This window comes from Membranihabitans maritimus (assembly GCF_021729145.1).
Classification (GTDB): Bacteria; Bacteroidota; Bacteroidia; order Chitinophagales; family Saprospiraceae; genus Membranihabitans; species Membranihabitans maritimus.
In genome coordinates this window covers 155,879-178,229 of the sequence record NZ_JAJSLW010000010.1, presented here as the reverse complement: position 1 = coordinate 178,229, position 22,351 = coordinate 155,879, and the positions used below count along the sequence as shown (strand labels likewise).

Annotated in this window: 17 protein-coding genes; 9 read left to right on the top strand and 8 right to left on the bottom strand. The window is 38.9% G+C overall.

The window, feature by feature from the left end:
- Nucleotides 1-4: 4 nt before the first annotated feature.
- Genes LVD47_RS13625 through LVD47_RS13615 form a run of 3 tightly spaced genes read right to left on the bottom strand, consistent with a single transcriptional unit; the run spans nt 5 to nt 6,062 of the window.
- Nucleotides 5-1,663 (bottom strand): RagB/SusD family nutrient uptake outer membrane protein, encoded by a 1,659-nt coding sequence (locus LVD47_RS13625; protein ID WP_236977311.1) that lies wholly within the window; start codon nt 1,661-1,663, stop codon nt 5-7.
- A gap of 4 nt (nt 1,664-1,667) precedes the next feature.
- Nucleotides 1,668-5,117: a SusC/RagA family TonB-linked outer membrane protein gene (locus tag LVD47_RS13620; protein WP_236977309.1), complete on the bottom strand. Its 3,450-nt coding sequence runs from the start codon at nt 5,115-5,117 to the stop codon at nt 1,668-1,670.
- A gap of 15 nt (nt 5,118-5,132) precedes the next feature.
- Complete coding sequence (locus LVD47_RS13615; RefSeq protein WP_236977307.1) at nt 5,133-6,062, bottom strand: FecR family protein; 930 nt, start codon at nt 6,060-6,062, stop codon at nt 5,133-5,135.
- Between the two features lie 204 nt (nt 6,063-6,266).
- Between LVD47_RS13615 and LVD47_RS13610 the strand changes: the two genes are divergently transcribed.
- Nucleotides 6,267-6,809, top strand: a complete 543-nt coding sequence (locus tag LVD47_RS13610; protein WP_236977305.1) for an RNA polymerase sigma factor — start codon at nt 6,267-6,269, stop codon at nt 6,807-6,809.
- Nucleotides 6,810-6,909: 100 nt separating this feature from the next.
- Here LVD47_RS13610 and LVD47_RS13605 read toward each other — a convergent pair whose 3' ends face one another.
- Entirely contained in the window at nt 6,910-7,533 is a 624-nt protein-coding gene (locus LVD47_RS13605; RefSeq protein ID WP_236977303.1) for a porin family protein, read from the bottom strand.
- A gap of 641 nt (nt 7,534-8,174) precedes the next feature.
- On the opposite strand from LVD47_RS13605, the gene LVD47_RS13600 reads away from it, so the two are divergent.
- The 5 genes from LVD47_RS13600 to LVD47_RS13580 all read left to right on the top strand — a co-directional run bounded on the left by LVD47_RS13600 (nt 8,175) and on the right by LVD47_RS13580 (nt 11,798).
- Nucleotides 8,175-8,507: a hypothetical protein gene (locus LVD47_RS13600; RefSeq protein WP_236977301.1), complete on the top strand. Its 333-nt coding sequence runs from the start codon at nt 8,175-8,177 to the stop codon at nt 8,505-8,507.
- Nucleotides 8,508-8,511: 4 nt separating this feature from the next.
- Nucleotides 8,512-8,811: a hypothetical protein gene (locus LVD47_RS13595; protein ID WP_236977299.1), complete on the top strand. Its 300-nt coding sequence runs from the start codon at nt 8,512-8,514 to the stop codon at nt 8,809-8,811.
- 9 nt (nt 8,812-8,820) lie between these two features.
- A complete protein-coding gene (locus LVD47_RS13590) occupies nt 8,821-10,440 on the top strand; it encodes a PepSY-associated TM helix domain-containing protein (protein WP_236977297.1) in 1,620 nt (539 codons plus the stop codon).
- Nucleotides 10,441-10,625: 185 nt separating this feature from the next.
- Entirely contained in the window at nt 10,626-11,057 is a 432-nt protein-coding gene (locus LVD47_RS13585; protein WP_236977289.1) for a hypothetical protein, read from the top strand.
- Between the two features lie 24 nt (nt 11,058-11,081).
- Entirely contained in the window at nt 11,082-11,798 is a 717-nt protein-coding gene (locus tag LVD47_RS13580) for a rhodanese-like domain-containing protein (RefSeq protein WP_236977277.1), read from the top strand.
- A gap of 153 nt (nt 11,799-11,951) precedes the next feature.
- Here the strand turns inward: LVD47_RS13580 and LVD47_RS13575 are convergent, their stop codons facing one another.
- The 3 genes from LVD47_RS13575 to ileS form a co-directional block, all read right to left on the bottom strand.
- Nucleotides 11,952-12,881, bottom strand: coding sequence for a hypothetical protein (locus LVD47_RS13575; protein ID WP_236977275.1), 930 nt, complete (start codon nt 12,879-12,881; stop codon nt 11,952-11,954).
- Nucleotides 12,882-13,091: 210 nt separating this feature from the next.
- Nucleotides 13,092-13,820, bottom strand: coding sequence for a DNA repair protein RecO (recO, locus tag LVD47_RS13570; RefSeq protein ID WP_236977273.1), 729 nt, complete (start codon nt 13,818-13,820; stop codon nt 13,092-13,094).
- Between the two features lie 5 nt (nt 13,821-13,825).
- Entirely contained in the window at nt 13,826-17,122 is a 3,297-nt protein-coding gene (gene ileS / locus LVD47_RS13565; protein WP_236977271.1) for an isoleucine--tRNA ligase, read from the bottom strand.
- A gap of 380 nt (nt 17,123-17,502) precedes the next feature.
- Here ileS and LVD47_RS13560 point away from each other — a divergent pair, with 380 nt between their 5' ends.
- From LVD47_RS13560 to LVD47_RS13550, 3 genes are all read left to right on the top strand, one after another.
- Nucleotides 17,503-18,735 (top strand): glycosyl hydrolase family 18 protein, encoded by a 1,233-nt coding sequence (locus LVD47_RS13560; RefSeq protein WP_236977261.1) that lies wholly within the window; start codon nt 17,503-17,505, stop codon nt 18,733-18,735.
- A gap of 131 nt (nt 18,736-18,866) precedes the next feature.
- On the top strand, nt 18,867-19,499 hold the full coding sequence (locus tag LVD47_RS13555; protein ID WP_236977251.1) for an ABC transporter ATP-binding protein: 633 nt from the start codon (nt 18,867-18,869) through the stop codon (nt 19,497-19,499).
- Nucleotides 19,496-20,734: an ABC transporter permease gene (locus LVD47_RS13550; RefSeq protein ID WP_236977249.1), complete on the top strand. Its 1,239-nt coding sequence runs from the start codon at nt 19,496-19,498 to the stop codon at nt 20,732-20,734. The genes LVD47_RS13555 and LVD47_RS13550 overlap by 4 nt, the downstream gene beginning before the upstream one ends.
- A gap of 504 nt (nt 20,735-21,238) precedes the next feature.
- On the opposite strand, the gene LVD47_RS13545 is transcribed toward LVD47_RS13550, so the two are convergent.
- Nucleotides 21,239-22,264 (bottom strand): metallophosphoesterase, encoded by a 1,026-nt coding sequence (locus LVD47_RS13545; protein ID WP_236977247.1) that lies wholly within the window; start codon nt 22,262-22,264, stop codon nt 21,239-21,241.
- Between the last annotated feature and the right edge of the window lie 87 nt (nt 22,265-22,351).

The following is a 22,351-nucleotide window of genomic DNA, read 5'->3' as shown; positions in this document are numbered from 1 at the left end:
TCTATTATTCACCCAATTTGGGGTTTACATTTACTTCTGATTCCGGGATAGGCCAAACATCATCAATCCCCTTTCTAAAATTCTTTTCGGTAACAAACCATCGGGATTGCGGATCAATTTTTTTGGACGTAGATGCATATTTTGTTGAATTGGGAAACGGAGCGCCCCAAAAATCCCCTACTAAAACTTCTTCTCCTATATCCCATCTAAAAATATCCCACAAACGTATACCTTCAAATGCGAGTTCTATTCTCCTCTCTTTTCTAAGGATCGGTCTTAAGGCATCAGGGTCAGTTTCTTGTATCGGTGGCAGACCGACTGACTCCCGCCCTCTGATTGCATTAATCGTAAGATCCAACATATCTTGTGTGATAGTATTTCCTGCTTCCAATTCTGCTTCCAAATAACTCAACAATACTTCTGCGTATCTTATCACTGGTAAATTCCCGCCATAATCATTTCGCAAATTTCCACTAAATGATTCATCAAAGAACTTTCTGAGTCCATATCCACTGCGAGTTGCTTGCTTTGAATAGGTTAATTGATCAACGGATTCAGTAGCATCCGGATGACATACATAGGTATTCCCTCCAAAAGTAGATCCATCCCATAAAAAGTTATACCGAAACCTCGGATCCCTATTCGCTCCCATATCGTCATAATTAAACCGGGGGTCATCGTAGGAAAGTTCTGTGCCATCATCAAAACCATAAGAATCTGCCAGACTTCCAAGTGGATTCACAAAATGCCATCCCCCGGAAACTGCCGGATAAGCATGCTGCGGCAAAGAGTTAGACGCCTGTCCTCCCAAAAACTGAACACTAAATATATTTTCAGAACTATTTTCATTTTCAGGATTAAATAGGGATTGGTAATCCGGATCAATTATATTATCCCCAAAATCAATAATTTGCTTGTAAACATCAGCAGCATCACTATACCGTTCCTCACTGAGATACATTCTTCCCAAAAAAGCTAATGCCGACTGTTTACTCGCCCTGCCAATTTCAGAAGCAGGGATATCAATATATCGTGGCAAATCATTCACAGCTGCCGATAATTCTGATAGTACAAAATCAACGATTTCGGTTTTGGGTGCTTTAGAAACATTATTCGCTTCATCAGGCGTTAGTGTGGATGTGATCAAAGGTACTGATCCCCAAAATTGAGACATGTAGAAATACTGGGTGGCACGCAAGAATCGTACTTCAGCTACCATTCTGTTTATTTTGGCTGGGTCCATTTCCACATTTCCAATGTTTTCAAGGAAGTCATTGCAAATAGCAATCCGTTTGTAGGAACCAGTCCAATACCCATTAATAACATTATTATTGGGTAATAATGTTCCATTAGTCAATCTATTGATCGTGGAATTATCCCCTCTTCTATCATACCCGTTATCTGTAGCCAGGTCCAGAAAGACCAAACCACAATACGTCCACCAGTCTGATGCTACCACCTGTGTCCCATAGGTGATTCCTCCCCTATAGGTACCCGTTAATGCGATCAATGCATTGGATTCCGAAGTCCAGAAATTATCTTTTGCAAAAGCATTAGTAGGGTATTGATCGAGCTCTTTATCACAGGAAGATAATAACAAAATTAAAAACAGTGAATAAGATATTAATTTGCCCGCATTTATTTTTAGTGTTTTAGACTTCATGTTTTTAAAATTTTACGTTCAAACCAAAAGTAAAGGTTGATAAAATTGGATAATAGGCGCCGCCTGTATTTACTTCCGGATCCCAACCTTGTCTATAATTATTAAATGAAAGTACATTTTCAGCACTCAGATACAATCTCAAATTCTGCCCCCCTATCCTTTGCATAGCATTTCGAGGTAAAGTATAACCCAATTGTATGTTTTTCAATCTCAAATAGGATGCATTAATTACCCAAAAGTCAGAAAGGGCTGTATTGGGGGTTCCACTATTTGTAATTACTTCCAACCGGGGATAATCCGGATATTGTTCAGGATTTTCAGGATCAAACCTTCCTTCCATTTGCCACCTTTGGATATTTCCAAGGTTGAAAAAAGCATATCCAGCATATCCGGTTAATCTCCCTTTGACCCCTGCCGTGCCTTGCAAAAAAGCAGAAAAATCAAAGTTTTTAAATGAAAAACCCAAATTGGCCCCAAAGGTATATTTCGGGATGCGACTCCCCAGGTAGGTTCGATCATAAGTGGGATCCACCTGGCCATCGGGGACTCCATCAGGTCCACTAATATCCTGATATCTGATATCCCCTGCCTGAGGATTAGGTGTCACTCTTGTTTGATTGGGCCAATCTTCAATATCAGATTGATTCGTAAACACACCATCTGAAATATACCCATAGTACATCTGCATTGGATATCCAATAAATAATGATGATCCATTACCCACAAAACCATTTGGTTGTTCTACATTCCCCAAGCCCAGTGTAATGACTTCATTATTGATAATTGAAAAATTAGCATTTAAAGTATATTCAAATTCATTGATATTATTTCTATGCCCCAGTTCAAACTCCCATCCTGAGTTTTTAGCTGCACCAGTATTTGTTTCACTTATACCCACCCCAAGAACGGAGGATACACTGGCGGAAGGCTGGAATAATATATCTTCGGTACTGCGATGAAAATAAGTGGTATTAAACACAATTTTACCGTCTAATAATTCCGATTCAAATCCAAAATCTGTAGTCTCAGTTGACTCCCACTGAATACCAGCATCTTTATAAGTAGAATAAGCAGCCCCTGTGTTAATAACACCTCCGAAGGAATAGTTTCTCCCCGAGTTCAATACGGCCTGGTAGGGATAATTCCCAATATTCTGATTCCCTAAAATACCCCAGGAGGCTTTGAGTTTTAACCCGGACAACCAGCTTATATCACTCATAAAAGTTTCTTCGGTAAGTCTCCATCCAACTGCCATTGACGGGAAAATGGCATATTTTTTACTTTCAGGGAACCGGGAAGATCCATCATATCTTACTGTTGCTTCAAATAAATATCGCTCATCAAAATTATATTTGAATCTCGAAAATAACGATTGTATGGCCCATTCAGCATCGAATCCACCCGCTTGCTGGTTATCTGCGCCTCCCATGCCAATAACGGTATAGTCATTGCTAGGAAAATCCTGGCGATAACCATTGAAGTTTTTGGTAATCTCATTTTCAAAAGAATATCCAGCCAATAAATCTATCTGGTTCCTTGAAAAATCTTTCGAATATTCTCCTATAAACTGCATAGTCCTAAAAATCACCTTATTGCTAAACTGGTTCAAATAAGATTGTGCGTGGTATACTTCATCATTCAGCCTTTGAGATGCTAGATAAGACCTTTGTTCCAGGAGTGAAAAGTTATACCCTCCGATAGCTGAAAACGTAAGATTGTTGATCGGATTCCAATCCAATTTCATATTGACCCCTACCTTCGTCCTCGGATTTATCAAATAGGACTTGGAATCTATCCACGATATTGGGGTTCCTCCGCTTTCAGGACCAATGCCATAATCACCATTCGATGCCTGGCCCAGATGAGTCGCAGGATAGCGGATCGCATTTTGAATCAACTGATTCTGAAGGTTCCCCCCTTTATTTGCCGTCGCCTGGGGTTCATTTCTCTCTTCAAAAGACCCGAATAATCGAGTATTCAATTGCAAGTTTTTACTAAAATTATTTTCTACATTTAATCTCAAATTATACCGATCATATTTATTCTTTTCAATGATCCCGTTTTGGTTTAAATAGGCTCCTGACAAATAGTATTTATTATCCTTATTACCGCCATTGATTGTTAACGTATGACCTGTCTGGACGCCTTTTCTCGAAAATATTTCCTCCATAAATTTAGTATTCGGATAATTATCCGGATCAGTTTGAGATCGATAATTCCCAATATCTTCTGCTGAATAACTGTTACTTCCAGAAGCTATATTGTACATTTCAGCAAAGTCCCATGAGTCCACAAAATCAGGCAATTCGGTTGCTTGATTAAACCCCAGATATCCATTATAACCCACTGTAAGCTTATTTGCTGTTCCATCTTTTGTAGTCACTAAAATCACTCCATTTGCTGAACGGGCACCATAAATAGCAGCCGATGATGCATCCTTAAGCACCGATATAGATTGGATATTATCAGGGTTCAACTCATTCAAGCTCCCCGGAATTCCATCAATTAAAACTAATGCATTTGGAGTAGCTCCAAAGGAACCAACCCCTCTGACTCTTATTTCTCCGCCACTATTCCCCGGTCGTCCCGACCTTTGAATTACCGTCACCCCCGGCATTTGGCCAGTTATAGCCTGAGACAGTTGAGTTACCGGCCTATTTTCAATTTTTTCAGTTGAAATCTGAGAAACAGAACCAATAACATTTACCTTCTTCTGCGTCCCATATCCCACTACTACCACTTCATCCAGCAATTCCGAATCCGAAACCAATTCAACGGATACCTCACCCCTGCCATCTACAGGGACCTCTACCGTTTGATAGCCGATATAAGAAAACACCAGCGTAGCATTTTCATTCACATCTTCAAGACTATATTTTCCGTCAAAATCTGTCGCCGTCCCCTTATTGGTTCCTTTCACCTGAACATTGACACCTATTAAAGGAGTTCCCTGTTGGTCAGTAACCGTACCATTAATATTCAATGTCAATCCCGTCAATTTTCGCGGCCCCGGGCTCCATGCCTGCCGTAATCCTAATTTCGGTACCGGTCTGAATGTCTCCCGGGATTCGTCTTCTGCGATAATTTCAGAAAAATGTTCTACCATTGATTTGAGAGATCGAATCCCGGTCTGGTCCAGTTTATATATAATTACAAATTGGTCTTCAAAGATCTTGAAATGCAAGTCCGTTCCTTCCAACAAAACCTGTAATTCCTCTGTTATGTTCTTGCCCTGTTCTTTGTAATCAACCATGATATCCTGAACCAGGGATTTGTCGTAAGTAAAATATACATTGTATTTTTCAGTAAGTCGCTGTAATGCAGCTTTCAATTTTATTTCCTCTGTATCATCGACCATCCGATGATTTATTGCTTCTGTAATACCAGGAAGCAAAAGCACCAACAATACTAAGATCGAAATGAGCCGCCACCCTCGAAGTACACCTATTTCCATTTCACATTATTTTGTTTATTTTAATTCAATTATTTTTCCATTGTCTTCCAACGTCAACCCCACTGCCAATGCCAGAGCCTGTCCCGTAATCTCCCAATTTGCATAGGGAAGTGTAAATTCCATTTCAGTATCAAGGACTGTAGTATCTACAACTTTGATATCTTTACCATATATTTCTTCAAGACGCTCGATAATCGTGGCTAATTTCATGTCTGAAAACTGCAATAACCCATCTTTCCAGGCTGCTTCATTTTCTACCATTTTATTCACCGAGACCTGTATTGCCGGTCCGGCCTTCTCAACTATAGCAGATTCACCAGGCCTAAGCAAAACCATTTCAGGACTTTTCTCTCCAGACTTTTCAAGTTGAATACTACCTTCTTCAAGAAAAATCTTATCATTTTCACGACTATTAATATTAAAGGATGTGCCTAATACTGTAATTTTTGATTGGTCGGTCTCTACCACAAACTTCTGGTCATCAATAGTATGTTTGACATTAAAAAATGCTTCACCGGACAGCTCTACTAATCGTCCATTCTCCGAATCATTACGCCATTTCAATGTCGAATTAGCGTTCAACTTTACCAAACTGTTATCAGGTAATTGTATCTCAAGAATTTCACCATTTTCCGTCGAATAAAAAATTTCGCCTTGTCCCTTTGCAAAAAACATATAGCTAAAAATCCCTATCATTCCCAATAGTAATAGAATCGATGCTGCCTTTATCGTCCACCTCCAGTTGAAGGGTTGCTCTGATCTATTCTTTAAAGCTAAATGGCTATCCAGATACTTACCAGCAGCCTCTTGATCCAACACTTCCTTTACCATATACTGATTCTCTGGTTGATTGATATATTCCAAAAATGATTTGAATTCTTCTTCTGAGATTGAACTGCTTTTCAACTTAGTATATAAACTTTTAAATTCTGATTTATTGATCACATTATTAGTTTAAATGATTTATCAAATGTCATTTTATCCCAAGGACGAAAACACAACAGGGGTAGGTCTAATAAATTTCATTTTTTTTTGTTTTTTTATAATTTTATATTTGCATATCCCGATTTTATAAAACTAATAACTGAATTAATTTTTAACCGAATCCGTAATTACCATTTTTGAAAAGATCAATCAAGGCTGTGAGGGATGAAGCGTAAAGCATTGGAAGAAATATTTTTAGCACACAGGGATGACCTTTATGACTACCTTATGCTACACATAAAGGATCATGACCTTGCTCAGGATCTCACCCAGGATGTTTTCCTGAAATTATCAAAACGGTCAAAGGATCAGGAAGTAATCGACCAGCCTTCCTCCTATTTATTTATACTTGCAAGGAATATGGTCATCGATTACTGGAGAAAAGCGGCGGTAAATGAACGGGTTCAAAAAGAATTTTGGTCAAACGTGGAAAAAGAGAAGTATGTATATCAATATCCTTCGCTTCAATACGACAAAAAGGTGATCTTCAATGAGATCACCCAATTACTTACCGAACAACAAAAAACGATATTTATACTCAATAGAAATGAAGGATTTTCCTATAATGAAATTGCAGACAAATTAAATCTCTCCCGAAGTACGGTGAAAAATCACATGGTTTCGGCATTAAAAAAAATTCGCTCCCATATCATTAAAAATAAATTGTATCCGGTTTTCCTTCTTATTTTACACTGGCTAGATTTATAATGAGCTTATTTCACTGGCACTTTTACCATGTATGAGCTGACGATATAATACTATCAGGAAAGATAACTATAGACATAACCATTACATAATTTTCAAAATATTAAATCGTGATCCTTGCGACCAAAGAAATATTTTGATTATACAAATTAATTTTGGTCCCGGAAAAAGGGCCAAATTCGTTTATATTCAAACTACTCAAAGGTGTCAAATTCCTATTGTATTGAACACCTATAGAGACCGGCGCATCAAAGTGGAAGTCAACACCTGCCGACACCCCCAATGAAAATTTATTTTCTATAGGACTGGCGATCATATTCAGAAAATCAATATTGGAATCTGCCAGGTAGGATAGTTCCGGACCAACTGAAATAGATACATATTCCCGCGGATACAATGAGAAGAGAATAGGTAACCGGACATAATCCAGTTTGATCCTGGTATTTAAATTAGTCATACCCGGCAATATACCTAATTGGCCACCCCTGCGGGCATACCCGGGTTCTACAGAAATACCCCATGACTCACCAACCCTGTAATCTAGTAAAGCACTGACCTGATACCCCACTATCGGATCATTACTGTAAAATGGTAAATCATCAATTTGTGAAAACTGTAATTGGGAAATCCCTACTCCTCCGGAAATTCCATAGGTAAAATTGGTTGATTGTGCAAAGGTAAATACCCCGGAAACCATCAATGCAAATGCAATAACATACTTTTTCATAGCTGTATTATTTTGAGTGATTAGAAGAATAATTGGGCTTCGAAGCTTGTATAATTATGACGGCAGCAGGTATCCCTATTGTCTCAAGTAAATATTAAAATGTATTAAGGAATTGGTAAATCCCATTCAATTTTTATTCGAACGGAAATGAATTCCTTTTGATAAATTGGGTCAATATCCAATGTTTGTTGCGGATTCCATTAATAGGGGGCCCTTTGACAGCTTATTCAATATCACCTTTCAGTTGGGAATAATCTTCACCGGTGTTGATCATCAACTCAATGGCTCCATCCGGGATCAATGATTCCCGCGGTGGAAAAGCCGGCTTGTTCGATTGGTCGGCCCAAAAGCATACTACCTATTGCGAAAGAACCGGAACATGGTCGAACTCTTTGTACTCCATAGGATCTAGATAACTAAAAGTTGATTTCAGAAAAAAAAACCGTGTATAACTCTCCTCGAATAATAATTGTCCAAATCCTTATTGAAACTCCAGGAGCAAGGTAATCGGTCAATTTAATTTTTTAGTCGGCATTTGGAATACAAAAAAAGTCATCTTATATTCGTCATTATTTTTAATTAATCTAAATACACATAACAGCAGTAGCAATTCGTCGAAACAACGCTTAAAGATTAATAATATGATTTCATTTACCATATGTATCACTTTTCTCGGCTTTTTTGTATTGTACAATACTTCGAAAAGGGCGAAATTGTCTTCACAACTTCAATTGGAAACATGGGTTCAACGACATGCGCAATTATCAAAAAAAATAGGATCGGGGATGCTAATTACAGGCTTAGTTTCCGGAGTTTTGGCCTTTGGTTTTGCATCCGGCATTTTCTCGTATTTAGTTATACTAATGACGATCGCCAGCCTGATAGTATTAGTAGCTCCTTTGCGGTTTCTAAACTATCACATAATAATTTTGATAGGGATTTCATCCATTCTACTTGAAATTTTCATCCAATAAAATTATGCCGGCAAATAAAAAACACCTAACAAAATCTCCCATGCAGCGGTTTGCAAAAATCAGTGCGGGATTTGCAGGTGGATACATAGTCACAGAAGCTCTTCACATGGTCCTGGCATTGTGGGTAGATGCGTCAGGTGCTTTGATTACGCTTCGGTTCGGAGGATTTATTCTTTGGGCTGTTTTACTCATTATTGCTTTCTTGGCTCGAAATGGATGGAAGGTTTGGTTGTGGTATTTATTGGTTACAGGGTTATTGGCTATTGCGATCTATTTTGGAAAGGTCGCCTATCCATTGGCGTAAAAATCCGATATGAATAAGAGAATTTATAACATTATGTTTCATACCCACACCATAAGTGGGATTATTATCAGCGCATTATTATTCATTATATTCTTCGCTGGGTCTATTGCTTTTCTAAGAGATGAGATCAATGCCTGGGAACGCAATGAACCTATTTCCGAATCGTATTTCGAACAGGAGGATTTTGACCTTGTCTTCGATAGCCTGGACAATAAATACGGCTTGTATGGCAGGGACATATCACTTACCCAGTTTTACCACGAGAAAAGAATTAATACTTCCCTGTCTGCATCTAAAGATACAACAAGTATAGAAAAAAATTCGGGTCGGGCCTTTTTCTACACCAATTTGGCCAACCAGAAAACCTATGATTACCGGAATAACTATTCACTGGGAGAGTTTTTTTACCGTCTACACTTTTTTGCCCAACTGAATCTATACGGCAGATCCGGATACTTGATCTCCGGTTTTGTTGCTTTCTTTTTCCTGTTTGTGGTTTTGACTGGCGTTATTGTACACTGGAATAAAATCGTTTCGAGTTTTTATGTTTTCAGGCCAAAGGCCAAATGGAAGACATTGTGGACGGATGCACATGTAGGTCTGGGTTTGATCGGCTTACCTTATCAATTTATGTTTGCCGTAACCGGCGCTTATTTGATTATAGGATATACCGTTATGCTGGAACCGGTCAAATCAATCCTGTACGATGGAGATGCCGATAAAATGTCCAAGGATGCTTACTACAGCTATCAATCGGATTTTGAGTTTACCGGTAAAAAATTGACAAAAGATTTTTCTTTGAACGACTATGTTCGACAAACGAAAGAACGATGGGAGAATTTCAGGATAAATCAATTGGAAATTTTCAATTATGGTGATGAAAATATGCACATCAAGGTAAAGGGGGCGTATGATTATGGAACAAAGTTCCTAGGGTCAGGTCACATGGTGTACCGGGCATCGGACAATAAAGTCATAGACGTCAAGGACCCTTCTGACAGGACAACCTACCTGGAAGGTGCAGCTAATACGATTCAACGCTTACATTACGGGGATTTTGGTGGATACGGTATGAAAATAATTTATTTCATTTTGGGACTGGTCTCTTGTTTTGTCATACTCTCAGGTGTGATGATCTGGTTGGTTGCCAGAAACAAAAAAAACGTACCAGAAAGAAAGAAAAAATTTAATACCTGGCTGGTGAGGATTTATCTTTCAATCTGCCTGTCAATGTATCCTATAACAGCGATTACCTTTATTGCAGTAAAATTATTTTCAGAAAATTACACCGGCACCAATATGGAATTTATATACAAAGTGTTTTTCTGGGGATGGCTGGCCATGTCCGCTTTATTATTGATCAAAAGAGATAATTACTTTACGAATAAGATTTGTTTATTTCTGGGAGCTATTTTTGGTTTTCTGGTGCCTATCTCCAATGGAATCACTACAGGAAACTGGCCATGGATATCTTTCGCCAAAGGCTATTCACAAATCTTTGTTGTTGATATATTTTGGCTGGTTTTATCTATTACAGCTTTACTGGTTACCCTAAAGCTCAAAAGAAGAGAGGAGGCAAATAAACCTATAAAAAAAGGGGCTATGAAAACGCAAATAGTCGCAACGTAATTAGCAAAATTCTTAGTTCGTATTTAACCCAAGGTTAAATGGTGAAAAACATAAGCCCAGTTAACTTGTTGTATTCAAATATATTGTAATATTGTTCACATATATAGAATTTAAATGTGACTTTAGTGGAAATTTTGCGTAAATTACTACGAAAACATATTTGTTTGAAGTTAAAAATTTAAGTAATGGATCATTTAATCTCAAAGTTCAACTCTTTTCAATTTTTAATGCTTGCGTTAATTGGATTTTCAATTACCTCTTGTTCTACAACAAAAATTGAATTTCCTATATCTGATATCGCGCCTGCCGCAGATGCTTCAGCTACAATCAAACAAGATGACAATAATAATTATGAAATAAATTTAACAGCTAAATACCTTGCGAGTCCGGACAGATTGAATCCTCCTAAGGACGCATATGTAGTCTGGGCAAAAACTTCGCAAAATGGGGTCAAAAATCTCGGTCAATTAGTGACGAAATCATCTTCTAAAGCTTCATTGCAAACCGTATCTTCCTTTCGACCGGTACAATTATTTGTAACCGCCGAAAATGCTGCTGACGTGGAATGGCCCAGTCGGCACGAGATTTTCAGAACTGAAATTTTCAACCTGGATTAAATATAATCTTCAAAAACATTGACTTTGTTATTTCTGAATTTTCGATATGCCTTTTTTTTATTTGCCTTCTTCAATGGAATAGTGGGCTTTGCCCAACAAGCGAATGAAGTATTAAATCCGGTTGCTTTTTCAAAAATGATCTCGGATCTGCCGGCTCCGGTTATTATAGATGTCCGCACCCCGGAAGAATTTCAAAGTGGACATATAAAAGATGCCATAAATGTAAATTGGAAGGATACCGATTTTGAAGATCACATTAATCTAATTAATAAATCAAGACCAGTCCTCGTTTATTGCCTAAGTGGGGGGAGAAGTGGTGCAGCCGCAGAAAAAATGCGTAAAGACGGATTTATCAAAGTATATGAACTCGAAGGGGGAATGTTGAACTGGCGAAGTGAAAATCTTCCAGAGTCTGAAAATAAATCCGGAGATGGAATTTCTATAGAGAAATATCGGAATATAACCTCCTCCAATAAATGGGTTTTGATTGACTTTTATGCAGATTGGTGTGCTCCTTGTAAAAAGATGGAACCTTATTTGGAGAAAATAAAAAAAGATAAAGAACCAGGGCTGAAATTAATTCGTCTCAATGCAGATGAAAACAGGACCATTAGCCAAAGTTTGGAAATACGCGCCCTCCCAGTCTTGAAGTTGTATAAATCCGGAGAATTGGTTTGGGACCATACAGGGTATTTAAGTGAATCAATTTTATCGGGTAAGTTGCATGAATACGGTTTGTAGCTTTAATACGAAACTCTACGCAAAAATATTTGCCCAGATGGGATGGCTTAATAAACTTACTCGAGCGCAATAATAGACAAACAATTTTAGGGGAAATAAAAAAGCCTATCCGGGAGCGACCAAATAGGCTTGAATTTTAATTTAATATTCTGATTACTCGGATTGTACAACTGGTGCATTTATCGGTCCATTTCCGGCTTCAATTATATTAGCTGTTTGCGCTGAATTGTAATCTGTAACAGACTCAAATTCATTATTATCGTAAATAGTAACACTCCATAACGGTGAATAATTGGAATCCATGGGCAGCGCTGCCAGAATATTATGGGTTTGGTCATTTCCCTGCTCAGTCATAAATCCGGAACCATTACCGCCTCCTTCTTCTCCTGGATTAGTTTTATACGATACATAGAGTGGAGATAATGGGATTTCATCCCGTGAAGTAAAATTGATGGCTCTTTCGTCGAATTGAAAGAAATACACTACCTGGCTACGATACCAGGCCCTCTTCAACTCACTACTTTCTCCGTCATTCCACCGAAGGCCGGCTGTACTGTTATTCGGTACAATCGGCATATTGATTAATTGATCCGTGGCTTGTACTTCATAGTTATTAGACTCTATTTCCGACAAACTTGCGATCGTATTAGCTTCGTAATCGGTAGGAACTGTGACTTTATACACTTGCCGAAAATCATTATACCCTATATCCCCGGGTTTTAAATTGACAATAGATAGTTGCCCTTCAACTGCCGTAGACTCACCTTCTTTGAAAAGGAAATAAATAGGAGCCGGTTCTACGGTTTTGACATCAAAGTTATAATACGACACCTTATCCCCATTAGGGCCCATGGCTTTGGTAATAAATGGTTTTTCGTCAAAATTAATCGGTTGATTGGCATCGGGCAGATCAGTATTGGCAGTTCGGGTAAATAAAACTCCGGCCTCATCAGAAAATCGATCAATTTCAGCTTCGGGAGCCGTATCGGGATCCAATGGACCAATATTTTCCTCTTCATTTTTACTGCAAGACATTAAAAGCAGCATTATACCCACGGGTAAAAAAAATAATTTCTTCAACATAATGTTTTGATTTTGATGTTTTGAATTCGTGAACTTGCAGTTTGTCGGGTTTTGAAACCGGGATAGGTGAATAACTGGATTTTAAGAAAAGGTGTTGTCCAATAACGACTTAAGAAAATGTAAAAAAAGGAGTGTTAAATTAATAATATTTGGTGCTAACTGCGCAGACCAGGGGTCATTTCTCGTCTTAGAAAAGGATCAAAATACCTATTACCACAAAGTCTTCAACACATCATACGACCGCAAATTCTCGAAAGCATGTGTGTGATACCGGATAAAATCTATTAAATGCCCCGTCAATTGATGCCTTTCAGCACGAGTCATTTTAATAGATTCCATATATTCTTTTTCACACCCTAAAAGTGCTCCCAGTAATTCGCACATTCTACCTTCCATAGTCAATGGATGAGCGGGATCCGTTTTTGTAAAATTACCGGACTTAAGGTCAAAATATGAATCTATGCCAGCCAGGCTCCTTTCCTCCGGGCCAAAACCCAGATATACAGATAACCCCACCAGAAAGTGAAGAAACACATTGCCCGGTTTTTCAATCTCGTCCAGAATTAGGATATACCTTTCCGTAAACAAAAAAAGTTCTTCGCTGGGATCGTAGCTATGCAATACTTTTTTCAATAATTCACATATGCACAATGCTGTGTTTCCGCGCAAAATATCATAGGGAGTATTCTTCAGGTGAATCGCCAGGCCAGCTTCTTTTATCCGCCACAATTTATTAGGGTCATTTTCATAATATACAAGGTCAAGTATATAACCTGGTGTAAATATACCCGGGGAAGTCTTTGCGGATTTCTTTCGAACACCCGAAATGATAAATCCTACTAACCCATGGTCCCTGGTCAGAATATCGACGATCATACTGCTTTCCCGGTAATTGATTCTCCGGATTACGATTCCTTCCGATTTCGATATTCTAGGCACGTAGATTAATTCTTATGAAGCCATATTCGTACCGAAGTCCCATCGATTAATTCCACTTCATTACCTTCTTGTTTGTCCTCTAGTGTCAATACATCAGCCAGCACTTCGTTCTTGATATACTGCCCGAATTTTTCGACTGCAGGAACGACCATATCGTCCGGACTTATCTTTACTTCGATCCGGTCAGTTACATTAAAGTCTTCCTGTTTTCTCAGATTTTGGATTCGGTTTACCAGTTCCCGGGCAATTCCTTCTGCCCGCAAATCTTCATCCATCTGGATATCCAGCGCCACTGTAATTTCAGCATCTTTCGCTACTAACCAGCCTTCGATATCTTCTGATGAAATTACAAAATCCTCCAGTGACAACTCATAGGATGCGCCATCTAATTCAAGTGCATAGCCACCGGATTTTTCTATAGCTGCAATATCCTGTGAGGTAAAGCTTCCAATGACCTGGGCTGCAGCTTTCATATCTTTCCCCAGACGTCTTCCCAGTGTTTTGAAATTGGGTTTAATATTTTTCTTTATTATCCCCTCCGTATCCGAAACATAATCTATGCTTTTTACGTTTACCTCAGCCAAAATAAGATCTTCTACGTCTCGGATCTGTTTTTCAAAACCGGGGTCCAATACCGGCAACATTATTTTATTTAGCGGTTGACGCACCCTTATCTGTTCTTTTTTCCGCAAGGAGAGAACAAGACTACTAATACGCTTAGCATAGTCCATTCTCTCTTCCAGCTTTTCATCCACCCATTCTGTCTGAACTTCCGGTATTTCAGACAAATGTATAGAGGCTATTTCTTCTTTACCACTTACATCATTGAGGTTTTTAAACAACCAGTCGGAAAAGAATGGAGCTATGGGTGCCATTAATTTTGATACAGTCTCCAGACAAGTATATAGCGTCTGGTAGGCTGCTATTTTATCTTCGGTATAATCTCCTTTCCAGAAACGCCTTCTGCACAGGCGAACGTACCAGTTTGACAGTTGGTCATCGACAAAATACATAATTTTACGGGCAGCATTGGTAGGTTCGAAATCCGCATAGAACTCATCCACTTCTTTGACCAGAGTATTCAGGGAAGACAATATCCAGCGGTCAATTTCGGGGCGATTATCCCGATCAATTTCTGCTTCTTTGTATTCAAAATGATCGATATTAGCGTAAAGTGCGAAGAATGAATACGTATTGTAAAGGGTCCCAAAAAACTTCCGACTGATCTCATCCACTCCTGCCAGGTCAAATTTCAAATTATCCCAGGGTTGGGCATTAGACATCATATACCACCGGGTAGCATCCGCTCCTTTATCCTTTAGTGTTTCAAACGGATCAATGGCATTACCTAAACGCTTGGACATTTTTTGTCCCTGCTTGTCCAGTACCAATCCTGTAGACAATACATTTTTAAAAGCAACACTATCATAGACCATAGACGCAATAGCGTGTAGGGTAAAAAACCATCCCCGTGTCTGGTCTACTCCCTCAGAAATAAAATCTGCAGGGAAGTTATCCTGAAACTTCTCTTGATTCTCAAAGGGGTAATGCCACTGGGCATAGGGCATAGAACCACTATCAAACCACACATCAATTAAGTCTGTTTCTCTCTTCAGCTCTTTCCCTGAATCAGAAACCAGAACGACATTGTCAATGTACGGCCTGTGAAGATCATCAGGCACTGTCTGATTTAATCCAAGTGCAGCATTGGCTTTTTCAATCTCTTCTCTAAGTTGATCAATACTTCCAATACACTTTTCTTCCTCCGCTTCTGCATCTCTCCAGATGGGTAAAGGTATTCCCCAAAAGCGAGACCGCGACAAATTCCAGTCCTGGAGGTTTTCCAACCAATTCCCAAAACGCCCTTCACCCGTATGCTTTGGTTTCCAATTAATGGTTTTATTGAGCTCGACCATCCTGTCTTTGCGTCCGGTCGATCGGATAAACCACGAATCCAATGGATAGTACAAAATAGGCTTATCAGTTCTCCAGCAGTGTGGATAACTGTGAACATATTTCTGAATATTAAAAGCGCGATTTTCTTTTTTCAGTTTTACGGCAATATCTACGTCTACCGGGATATAATTCTCGCCTTCATTCTGGTAGTCTTTGACATACCTTCCGGCAAATTCTCCCATTCCTTCAACAAACTTACCCTGCTTGTCCACCAGGGTCAAAGAACCAATTCCGTATTTCTGCGCTACCCGACGGTCATCCGCACCGAAAGAAGGAGCCAAATGCACTATTCCCGTACCATCTTCTACTGTTACAAAATCATCAACTAACACCATAAAGGCCAACCCATCCTCCGGCTGCACATAGGGCAATAATTGTTCGTATTTCACCTTTTCAAAGTCGACTCCTTTGAACTGTTTTTCAACCTTCCAGGGGATCATTTTATCACCCTTTGTATAGGCACTAAAGTCTTCGTCTTTTCCTTTTTCATTCAACCACTTGGGCATCAATTTCTCTGCAAGGAATATATTTATGGCGTCGCCTGTATACGGATTAAAGGTTTTGACCCTCACATAATCAATTCTGGGGCCTACCGCCAATGCAGTATTGGAAGGCAAAGTCCAGGGAGTCGTCGTCCAGGCCAGCATAAAGGCTTCCTCATCGTCTTCCAAACCTTCTAATAAATCAGCAGAATGGTCATCCCTGACCATTTTGAATTGGGCCACTGCCGTAGTATCCGACACATCTTTATAACACCCTGGCATATTGAGCTCATGCGATGATAGCCCTGTGCCTGCAGCCGGGCTATATGGCTGTATGGTATATCCTTTATAAATTAAATCCTGGTCATATAATTTTTGAAGCAATTGCCAGACCGATTCAATATATTCATTTTTGAAAGTGATATACGGATCCTCCAGATCTACCCAATACCCCATTTTCCGGGTCAGGTCATCCCACATATCCTTATACCGCATTACTGTTTCGCGGCACTTACGATTGTATTCTTCTATACTTATTTTTACACCAATATCATCTTTGGTAATCCCAAGCTCCTTCTCTACACTCAATTCCACTGGCAATCCATGGGTATCCCACCCCCCTTTCCTTTCTACGCGCTCTCCTTTCATAGAATGGTACCGGCAAATCAGGTCTTTTACCGTTCGTGCCATTACATGGTGGATACCGGGTTTACCATTCGCAGACGGAGGTCCTTCATAAAATACGAATGGACGGTCCGCATCTCTTTCCTCGATACTTTTTTCGAATATTCCTTCTTTTTCCCAAAATGCCCGGATCTCCCGATCGATATCCGGTAAATTTAAACCATCATATTCCTTATACATATTGAATATCTATCTATTACCATTTAAAAGAACCACAAAGATACTAAGAGTATGTGTAACCAGTAAAAACCTTTTCAAAAAGTTGGTTTATTATTAACCTTGGACTCAATAACGATCCAATCCTCTACGTATTGAGTATTTAGTGGTAGTTACTACCGATTGTATCAGGATACTTACAGAGTCTTCTGTAAGTATCCTTTCACTCTTAAAGGACCTGATGTATTGAATGTTTCAATAATTCCAAGCCCTAAATAAAATCAGAGATTAACCTCTATTTCCCTTATACCATTTCTTTACCTAGTCCTTCGATCAAAATGGAATTACCCAAGGCTCCCAACACGCATTCTTTCGGGTATTAAATTATTGTATATTTAAAGACCATGAAAAACATATTAATCTTTCTTCTTTTGGCAATTATATCATTCGGTTGTATCCAATCCGGGGAAAATAGAGATTCATTCAAAAAGCGGGATGCCCCCTTCTCCCCTAATGATACTCTCAGCGCACATTACCTTCACGAATTGAAATACGGTAAACTCAACGCTTCCTCTGAAAAACACTGGGACCGTATAAACAACACAATTCATACATCCGGACACCGGGGAGAATACGAAAGAGATCCTAACTACCGGACCTTTGGGTGGCATCTGTACTCCCGCGGTTCAACATATAGGGATTATAATTTTTCCCTATTGTGGGGGGTCGCCTATTTCGCATATATCGTAGATCCTGAAAACGGATCCTATAAAAATATACATCAATGGAAAACAACCGCCTTAATCGATAGTGCCAAAGCATATAACTGCAATACCTTTCTTACCGTAGCCAATTTCGGAAAAGAAAACAACGAACGGTTTTTAAACAACCCCAATGCCCAGAGCACTTTGATTGACAGTGTTATTCACCTTTTGTCCTTGCGTGGTGCGAATGGAATCAATATAGATTTTGAATCTATACCCACCGATAATAAAACACAATTTTCTGCCTTTGTAAGAAAGATCTCCCAAAGAATCAAACAAGCAGATCCCGAATATATGGTATCTATTTGTCTTTATGCCGTGGATTACAACCACATTTTTGAGATCACAGCTATTGACCCATATATTGATTTCTACACATTGATGGGATATGATTATTACGGAGGATTCAGCACAAATGCCGGCCCGGTCGCTCCTTTAAGGAAAAGCCATAACTTTGGTGAGAATTGCCTGGAATCTTCTGTCGGCAATTATATTGAAAAAGGAATCAAGCCGTCAAAACTAATTGTAGGCCTTCCCTATTACGGGGCGGAATGGACAGTAACGGACACCACATTTGCTTCAAAAGCTGAAAAATTCAACGATCATTTATCCTACAGTACCATACAGGAAAAATATTCTGACCTGTCACTAGGGAGAGGATTGTTTGACAGTATAGTATCTTCGGGTTATAGAAATATGCCTGATAACGGGAACCATTTCACACAATTGTGGTTTGATGATTCCTCATCATTATCCATCAAATACGACTGGATAAAAAGAAAAAAACTGGGCGGAGTAGGAATTTGGGCACTGGGATTCGATAATGGCCACCCGGAACTTTGGAATTTATTATCAGAAAAATTCGGAAAGTAATGACGATTCTCATTAAATAAGAGCGGCCCATTTACAATTATTTCCAACTCCGAATTTGACACACAATACCTGCTGGTAAATTATACTTATTCGTTTGCTTTTGGTATCATTGTATCCAGGCATCTAAGGATATGAATTTAAAAACCAGCCAACTATCAATAAAATATAAAAACTCAACACTCCTTCGTTTTCCTGACCTGGAACTGAAGGCAGGTGAACGCATATTGATCAAAGGCCCTTCAGGGTGTGGTAAAACCAGTTGGTTATATGCATTATGTGGAATCATTCCCTTACATAGTGGAAAAATAATGGTAGGTGATGTGGAATTTTCAACACTACCTATCGTCGAAAAAGATCGTTTCAGAGCCCGAAATTTTGGATTGATTTTCCAGGAAGCCAGACTATTGCCTTCTCTTACAGTAAATGAAAATGTACAATTGGCTACAAACTTTATATCACCAAAAGAAGTAGCGACTCAAATACCTGAGATTTTATGCCTACTAGACCTTGAAAAAGTAAAAAATAAAAAAATCGGACAAATCAGTAGTGGGGAAAAACAGCGTACCACCATTGCAAGAGTTTTATTGCAAAAACCTTCTTTTATTCTTGCAGACGAACCTACTTCCGCCTTAGATGATCAACGCACAGAAGATGTCATCAACCTCCTAATCCAATCTGCAAAAACCATCAATGCTGGCTTAATAGTAGTGACCCACGACCTAAGACTTGACCCCTATTTTAGTCAAAAAATGGATTTGTCATGAGTGTTATCAAAATAGCTATAAAGAATTTACTCCATCAACCTCTGGCTCCGATTCTTTCAATTTTACTGATTGGTTTGAGCGTGGCAATGATAGTTTTTAGCGTACGGCTAAACCAACAGGTAGAAAAGCGATTTAATGATAATCTGGCCGATATAGACCTTATTTTAAGTGCCAAGGGTAGTCCGCTCCAATCAGTGTTATGTAATTTATTTCATATTGACGCCCCTACCGGCAATATTGCTATCGAGGATGCAATACCTCACTTGCGCGAAGACCACCCCTTCATTGAGACAGCTATCCCTCTTTCTCTGGGTGATAATTATCAGGGAAATCGAATAGTGGGTACTACATTGGCCTTCTATGACCATTACGAACTAGAGCTCGCCCAGGGAAGAATGATTGAAACAAATAACGAGGTTATTATCGGATCTACAGTGGCAAAAGAACGCAATCTCCAATTAGGCGATCATTTCGTTAGCGGACATGGAATCCGAGATGAAGGATTCGAGCACGATCACGGCGGAGAACTGGAAGTAGTGGGTATTTTTTCTCCGGCAGGAATGATAACAGACCATCTTATTTTCACGAATCCCTCTACAGTATGGGCTCAGCACGAACACGATGAAGAGTCATTCCTCTCCACACCGGTGGTATTGTCCACCCGGGATTTGTCCAAATACCCAGACCATGAGATAACATCCGTTCTTATTACTTTTACCGGTAAATCCATGCAAATTCTCAATTTTGGAAGGAATATAAATGAACATACTAAAATCATGGCTGCGGACCCAGCGATTGAGATCAATAGGTTATATCAACTTATGGGAGCAGGATTTGATATTACACGACTGCTCGCATATGCCATATTGATTATTTCGTTGATCAGCATTTTTCTTTCCCAGCTTATGAATCTCAAAAACAGGATTCGGGATATGGCTGTAATTCGGATGCTGGGAGGAAAACGGAGTGATGTCCTCAAAATAATAGTTTTCGAATCTTTGCTCATCGGAATTACCGGTATTCTGCTGGGATATTTATTTACTTTCCTGGGTATTACTAAAACCAACCAATGGATGCAAGAATCCTATCAGGTAAGTATTCCCTTTTTGACTGTGTCCTCAGCAGAGTGGGGAATGGTCGTGTTGATTCTCATAGTTTGTTTAGTAGCAGCCCTGCTTCCGGCCTTTCGACTCTACAAGGTAAATTTATATGAGTCCTTGAATCAGGATTTATAATGAGGTTGATAGATTATTTTTGCAGTAAGACCACCGTAAACAAACCTATTCTTACAGAATTCAAATATCTGGTTCAAAAAATTAATATAGCACTATTATCCCGAGATTATTTTAGATGCCTGGAACAGGTTATTTGAACGAATTTTTGCTTTGGCCAAGGTCATATATACATCCAAAGAAGAATTATTTGACATACTTATTTTCTCAGTAAAATAGATAAAGATTACTGTTGGCCTAACCTTTCGGAAGGAAAATATATCCCATTTCAAAGTATAAAAAGGGTTTAAGATCTTTTCAAAAGATAGGTAAGTCTACAATAAGAACTGATCATTACATCTTGATTATTCTTTGTCATGCCATCCCATCACTGAAGAAGCTCCCCTGGGCCCTCGTTTCTTGCAACCACTTTTTTTTGGCAAACCCAACATTGTCCCTTTAATTATGAAATCAATCCAAATAATATGCACATGCTAACGACCGATTCTCATCGCTCAATATTATGGGTTAATAACCATAGTCCTCTTCTCGATAGTCCGGAGATACATTCTTCATTTGAATTTCTGCGCCATCTCCGGGCAAAGTAATTAATTTACCTCCCGGGGGCCAGGCATATTTTGTGGCCTCTCCACTGATAAATCCATAAGCAAGGATGATACCTCCTTTGTAAGTTCCCCAATAATTATTATAATGATCGTGCCCTACAAAAACAGCTTCTATATTTCCTACATCGAGAAAAGCCTGATAAACTGATCCATCATCTTCTTCATAATATACTTTTTCCCGGCTTTCCCCATATTTTTTAATAGTATTATCATCTTTTAAATATTGATACTCAATTAATGGAATGTGAAAAATTGAAATAGCCCGGACAGGTCCTCCATATTGTCTAACTGTTTGTTCCGATACTTCTTTGTACCACTGCAACTGATCCTCCTTAATCGACTTAAATCCTTCCTGAGACCCTGAATCAAAACCATAAATCTGCCAGGCAGGGGCTTCACCACCCTCATAGATCAAATCCACCATATAATCATACTTTTTTGTGTGTTCATTTTCTACGGTATGCTTACCCAATACACCCCATTTCGAGACAGCAAACACTTCAGCAATTTGATCCCGTCCAAAACCTCCCTCCGGATCGTGGTTCCCAAATACATAAAGCCAGGGTCGTTCCAGTCCGTCAAAAAAATTAACAACGGAAGCACAAAGCAAAGCTCCAAATGGCTTTTCGCCTGTCAGCAAATCACCTGTAATTGCTATCATATCCGGATTATAGGTATCTACCAACTGTTTGATCCGGCGAAAGGTGATGATATCCTTCTTCCATTTACCTTCATCGGTACTACCCAGATGCAAATCTGTTACCTGTAGGATAGTAATAGGTGAGGAAGATGGTTTATTGATACGGATTTGAAAATGATCTGTATCATGTTGGCTGATCTCTGGCAATAAATTCTTATTAATTTCTTGCCCTACACTTATTTGGTAGATGTTAATTACAAAACAGATAATGACTATTGCTCTAATCATATTATATGGATTTGATTTTTTTCCAAATATGGCAATTTATATGGTTAAGTTCTATTATTTACCCTGGTAAATATGGTTGTTATCTAT

Excerpts from the sequence above, each read along its gene's own strand:
- LVD47_RS13625 (WP_236977311.1), bottom strand. The coding sequence starts at position 1,663 with ATGAAGTCTAAAACACTAAAAATAAATGCGGGCAAATTAATATCTTAT.
- LVD47_RS13620 (WP_236977309.1), bottom strand. The coding sequence starts at position 5,117 with ATGGAAATAGGTGTACTTCGAGGGTGGCGGCTCATTTCGATCTTAGTA.
- LVD47_RS13610 (WP_236977305.1), top strand. The coding sequence starts at position 6,267 with ATGAAGCGTAAAGCATTGGAAGAAATATTTTTAGCACACAGGGATGAC.
- LVD47_RS13605 (WP_236977303.1), bottom strand. The coding sequence starts at position 7,533 with ATGAAAAAGTATGTTATTGCATTTGCATTGATGGTTTCCGGGGTATTT.
- LVD47_RS13600 (WP_236977301.1), top strand. The coding sequence starts at position 8,175 with ATGATTTCATTTACCATATGTATCACTTTTCTCGGCTTTTTTGTATTG.
- LVD47_RS13595 (WP_236977299.1), top strand. The coding sequence starts at position 8,512 with ATGCCGGCAAATAAAAAACACCTAACAAAATCTCCCATGCAGCGGTTT.
- LVD47_RS13590 (WP_236977297.1), top strand. The coding sequence starts at position 8,821 with ATGAATAAGAGAATTTATAACATTATGTTTCATACCCACACCATAAGT.
- LVD47_RS13585 (WP_236977289.1), top strand. The coding sequence starts at position 10,626 with ATGGATCATTTAATCTCAAAGTTCAACTCTTTTCAATTTTTAATGCTT.
- LVD47_RS13575 (WP_236977275.1), bottom strand. The coding sequence starts at position 12,881 with ATGTTGAAGAAATTATTTTTTTTACCCGTGGGTATAATGCTGCTTTTA.
- ileS (WP_236977271.1), bottom strand. The coding sequence starts at position 17,122 with ATGTATAAGGAATATGATGGTTTAAATTTACCGGATATCGATCGGGAG.
- LVD47_RS13560 (WP_236977261.1), top strand. The coding sequence starts at position 17,503 with ATGAAAAACATATTAATCTTTCTTCTTTTGGCAATTATATCATTCGGT.
- LVD47_RS13555 (WP_236977251.1), top strand. The coding sequence starts at position 18,867 with ATGAATTTAAAAACCAGCCAACTATCAATAAAATATAAAAACTCAACA.
- LVD47_RS13550 (WP_236977249.1), top strand. The coding sequence starts at position 19,496 with ATGAGTGTTATCAAAATAGCTATAAAGAATTTACTCCATCAACCTCTG.
- LVD47_RS13545 (WP_236977247.1), bottom strand. The coding sequence starts at position 22,264 with ATGATTAGAGCAATAGTCATTATCTGTTTTGTAATTAACATCTACCAA.